The sequence below is a fragment of the Halovenus amylolytica genome (assembly GCA_004015825.1).
GTDB classification, from domain to species: domain Archaea; phylum Halobacteriota; class Halobacteria; order Halobacteriales; family Haloarculaceae; genus Halovenus; species Halovenus amylolytica.
Genome location: SAYS01000045.1, coordinates 1 through 3929, shown reverse-complemented (window position 1 = coordinate 3929; position 3929 = coordinate 1). Strand labels below are relative to the sequence as shown.

General features: G+C 61.0%; 5 protein-coding genes and 1 pseudogene. 4 read left to right on the top strand and 2 right to left on the bottom strand.

Annotated features, from left to right (window positions below):
* The first annotated feature begins 306 nt into the window (after positions 1 to 306).
* The 3 genes from EOW68_RS18150 (at position 307) to EOW68_RS18140 (ending at position 2519) form a co-directional block, all read left to right on the top strand.
* Positions 307 to 1038 carry a DUF1405 domain-containing protein gene (locus EOW68_RS18150; RefSeq protein WP_128226563.1) on the top strand — a complete coding sequence of 244 codons (732 nt, stop codon included), beginning with the start codon at positions 307 to 309 and terminating at the stop codon, positions 1036 to 1038.
* A gap of 31 nt (positions 1039 to 1069) precedes the next feature.
* A complete protein-coding gene (locus tag EOW68_RS18145; protein ID WP_128226562.1) occupies positions 1070 to 1738 on the top strand; it encodes a potassium channel family protein in 669 nt (222 codons plus the stop codon).
* A gap of 295 nt (positions 1739 to 2033) precedes the next feature.
* On the top strand, positions 2034 to 2519 hold the full coding sequence (locus tag EOW68_RS18140; protein ID WP_128226561.1) for a DUF7384 family protein: 486 nt from the start codon (positions 2034 to 2036) through the stop codon (positions 2517 to 2519).
* A gap of 4 nt (positions 2520 to 2523) precedes the next feature.
* Here EOW68_RS18140 and EOW68_RS18135 read toward each other — a convergent pair whose 3' ends face one another.
* Both EOW68_RS18135 and EOW68_RS18130 read right to left on the bottom strand, forming a co-directional pair.
* Positions 2524 to 3168 carry a non-canonical purine NTP pyrophosphatase gene (locus EOW68_RS18135; RefSeq protein WP_128226560.1) on the bottom strand — a complete coding sequence of 215 codons (645 nt, stop codon included), beginning with the start codon at positions 3166 to 3168 and terminating at the stop codon, positions 2524 to 2526.
* A gap of 39 nt (positions 3169 to 3207) precedes the next feature.
* Complete coding sequence (locus EOW68_RS18130; RefSeq protein ID WP_128226559.1) at positions 3208 to 3486, bottom strand: DUF5808 domain-containing protein; 279 nt, start codon at positions 3484 to 3486, stop codon at positions 3208 to 3210.
* A gap of 191 nt (positions 3487 to 3677) precedes the next feature.
* Here EOW68_RS18130 and EOW68_RS18125 point away from each other — a divergent pair.
* Positions 3678 to 3929, top strand: a pseudogene (locus EOW68_RS18125) (IS5/IS1182 family transposase); the annotation flags it as partial.

Sequence of the window (3929 nt, the reverse complement as noted above, 5' to 3'; positions counted from 1 at the left end):
AATCATTTGAGCTAGCCTCACGCACTCTCTAGTGAAGCGACGGATTTCCGATTTCATTTCGTCCGTCGCTTCGCTCCCAGTCAAGATAGCCTAGCCGCTCCGCCGGCTAGCGATTCTACTGAGCAAAAATCTTCGATTTTCGGACGACAACGCAGTGAGGACCGCAGCGAGTCTCGGACAGTCGAGCGGACGGGGGCTTTCTTGCTGTTTGTATCCACCTTCTCGGACAAACCACTACTACAAACACCACACACTCCTAGTGCCGGAATCGCTACCATTTTGCTCGCGGACCGGTACAGATAACCCATGAGTGTTGGTGTCGGCCGTCGGTTCGACGCGTTCGTCGCGCGGTATTTCGACCGGTCGATCCCCGAACCACGCGGACTCCCCAGATACGTTGCGCCGCTCCCGGAGTGGATGGAAAATATTGCTTTGCGGCTTGCGTGGCCGATCGCCCTCATCAACGTCGCTGGCACGGCCTTTGGCTTCTGGTACTACTGGCCACAGCTCTCGGAGACACCGCTTGTGATGTGGCCGATCGTCCCAGTGAGCCCACTCGCGACACTTTACATGGGGCTGTCGCTCGCAGCCTGGCGGCTCGATTTCGATGCAGAGTGGCTCCACGCGCTGGCCTTCTTCGGCTGTCTGAAGTACGGGCTCTGGACACCCGTCGTGCAGGTGTTCATCAACGGCCCCGGCGGGATCGAACCGTGGCTCTACCAGTTCCTGATCTGGAGTCACCTCGCGATGGCCGTCCAGGCCTTCGTAATCCACCGGTACGCCAACTTCCCGGTCTGGGCTGTGTCGATCGCGACGGGCTGGTTCGTCCTCAACGATGTCCTCGATTACTTCGTCTCGGTGCTGGGCGGGCCACACCACACCTGGATCCGGGGACTGTACGTCGGTGGTGAGTTCGACCGGACGCTGCCGGGGTTCGACCTCGCCGCCGGGACCGCAACCACGACGACAGTACTCGCCGTCTTTCTCACACTCGCGACCCGGATCGCAATCGTGAGATACCAGCAGATCCGGGCATAGTATTTTTACCGTGGATGCTGTATGTGAACGTATGAAATTCGTAATCGTCGGCTTCGGCCGCGTCGGCATGCGGACTGCCCGGACACTCGACAGCGAGGGTCACGAGGTCGCCGTCGTCGAAAACAACAGGGAGAAAGTCGAGCGGGCCAAAGAAGAGGGGTTCGAGGTGATCGAGGGCAACGGCTCGACAGAGCGAGTCCTGGAACAGGCAGGGCTGGACGATGCGGATGCAATCGCGGGATTGACCGGAGACCTCAGCACCAACTTCGCAGCCTGCGTCGTCGGTGACGCATACGGCTGTCGGACCGTCCTGCGGGTCAGCGAGGACTTCAGCGACGAACTGTACGAGAAATACGCCGACAGTGTCGACGAGATTATCTACCCCGAGCGACTCGGCGCAGTGGGAGCGAAGACGGCACTGCTGGGCGGCGATTTCAACGTCATCGCCGATATTACGGAGAGTCTCGCGCTCGCGAGTGTCGAGATTCCGGATGGCGCACCCGTCATCGGCGACCGCGTCATCGAGGTCGAACTGCCTGGCGGCGCGCGGATCTACGCCCACGGCCGGAAGGACGAATCGATGAGCATCCCACTGCCACAGACGACCATCGAGGCAGGCGATTCGGTCGCGATTCTCGCCGATCCCGGTATTCTCACCGAGGTACGGACTACGCTGCGTGGCGAGAGCGCTGCAGCGTAGGTCAAAAAGCCGGGGCGCGTGGCGAAACACACCTGCGAAAAGCAGGGCGCGCCGTGGAAGGATGGGAGCTGTGGGCACAAGACGGTTTGACACGCGCCCATCTATCAACGCACCACGAGTACAGTTAAACACCCGTCAGACACACGTCGGACTCCGACCCGCTACCGGACCATAGACCGTTTTTGTTCGCGGTCCCGTAGTCGTCGTATGAACTGGGCCAAACTGTTCGAACGGGCAGCCGACTACGACCGGACGACAGCGGAGATTCAGGACGCGCTGGCAGCCAGACGGACAGATGAGTGACGAGGAACCCATCGAAGCCAGCCCCGCACGGATCGTCGCCGACGCCGACGTACTCGCCGCAGACCTCCTCGTCGGCGGGGTTGCCCGCGAGGCACTCGATCACGTGCGGCGACACGACTGGCTCGAACTGGTGGCGAGCGACCCACTCCTCGACGACGCTGTCGCGATCATCACCGAACTGGCTGACGATCAGCTGGCGACGGACTGGCGGGAGAAAATCACTGCAGAGCGCGTCGCAGTCTCCCACCCCGAGGGGGATCACCCGGCACTGGCCTCGGCCTACCGGGGCGGCGCAGCCCACCTCCTGAGCTTCGACGAGGGGTTGACGAGTGCGGCAGCGAATCGCTCCCTGCAAGAGCATATGGCACTCAGCATCCGCACGCCAGACGCGTTCGCGACCCTCTTCGATCCGGCGAATCTCTACGAGAGTCTCCACGACGAATCGTATCCAGGCCCGGATCGTGATCCGCGAGAGTGAGCGACTACCGTTGAGCGTACCAGTCTGCGAACTTCGCGAGCGCACGCCCGCGGTGGCTGATGGCGTTTTTTTCTTCAGTGCTCATCTCGGCGTAGGTCTGGCCGTCGAACTCGAAGATCGGATCGAAGCCGAAGCCACCGTCACCGCGCGGCGCGACGATCTTGCCGGGTGCGACACCCTCGAACAGACGGACAGGAAGCTGTTCGTCCTCGGCGACTTGCTGGTCGGTCGTCGCGCTATCGCGTTCGCTGGTGCCGAGATCGTCGCCACGGCGGTCGGTATCGACTGGCTCGGGAGTCGCCTCGAAGGAGCCACCGTCACAGTATGCGACGACGGCGCGGAAGGATGCAGAGCGGTTCGACTCCTCCTTTGCGAGTTGCCAGACGCGTTCGATACCGAGTTTCTCCTCGACGTAGGAGGAGTACGGCCCCGGGAAGCCGTCGAGTGCGTCGATCGTCAGCCCGGAGTCGTCGACGATGACGGGTTCGCCTGCGTGTCGGTAGGCAGCGCGGGCGCCGTGGGCGGCGACCGTCGCGAGATCCTCGGCCTGTCGTTCAGGGTAATCGAAATCCAGTTGCTCGACAGGTGAGTCGAGATACTCCCGGGCCTCGTGGATCTTCCCGGGGTTCGTCGTGACGAATTTGACCATACCCCCCGTCAGGACGGCGGGTGAAAATAGGCTTGGATGTTAGTCGACAATGACTTCGACCGGCTCGTCGTCGGCATCCTCTGCGTACTCCTCCTCGTCGTCACCGGATTTCTCCTGATACAGCAGGGCACCGACTATCGCCAGGACGATCCAGGACCGCCAGTTCGCCAGGTTCAGGCTGTAGCCGATGCCGAACGGTTTCTTGACGAGCATGCTCTCGCCGGGCCGCCAGTAGGAGGAAAGCAGCCCCCTGAGGCTCGGTTTTTCGAAGTTGTACGGGACACCGAACAGTTCACCCGAAGAGGGTTTGTCTGCCATACGTGGCTGTACGCCTGCCGGGATAATGATGGTTTCCCCTCAAAACGGTGTCCGAGTGACAGTGGTTGGGACAGTGCGACTCGGACACCGTGTGCCTGTTTGAAGGGGGCTGGCATAACGTTTGTGATGATTGGAATAACAGGAGCGTGTCATAGAAAGCCTCCCAAGGGAGGCCGCAGGATTTGGAAACTGTGTCCAGCAGCACCAAAACCCTGCAAGACGTAGCTTCGGTCGACGACTTCTTGAATGTCGTGGCTACGGAGACAGCACCGCTGTTCGAGTACTTGGAGTTCGATTTTCTGCTTGAGTATGACGTGTTCGCCCCCACGAAGCGGGGGCGAACACGAGTCCACAAGCCACCAGAACTCTTCAAAGGCTTTCTCCACTGCTACTACAAAGGTATCTACGGCACACGCCCAGTCACACGAGAACAACGAAAAACA

Excerpts from the sequence above, each read along its gene's own strand:
- EOW68_RS18150 (WP_128226563.1), top strand. The coding sequence starts at position 307 with ATGAGTGTTGGTGTCGGCCGTCGGTTCGACGCGTTCGTCGCGCGGTAT.
- EOW68_RS18145 (WP_128226562.1), top strand. The coding sequence starts at position 1,070 with ATGAAATTCGTAATCGTCGGCTTCGGCCGCGTCGGCATGCGGACTGCC.
- EOW68_RS18140 (WP_128226561.1), top strand. The coding sequence starts at position 2,034 with ATGAGTGACGAGGAACCCATCGAAGCCAGCCCCGCACGGATCGTCGCC.
- EOW68_RS18135 (WP_128226560.1), bottom strand. The coding sequence starts at position 3,168 with ATGGTCAAATTCGTCACGACGAACCCCGGGAAGATCCACGAGGCCCGG.
- EOW68_RS18130 (WP_128226559.1), bottom strand. The coding sequence starts at position 3,486 with ATGGCAGACAAACCCTCTTCGGGTGAACTGTTCGGTGTCCCGTACAAC.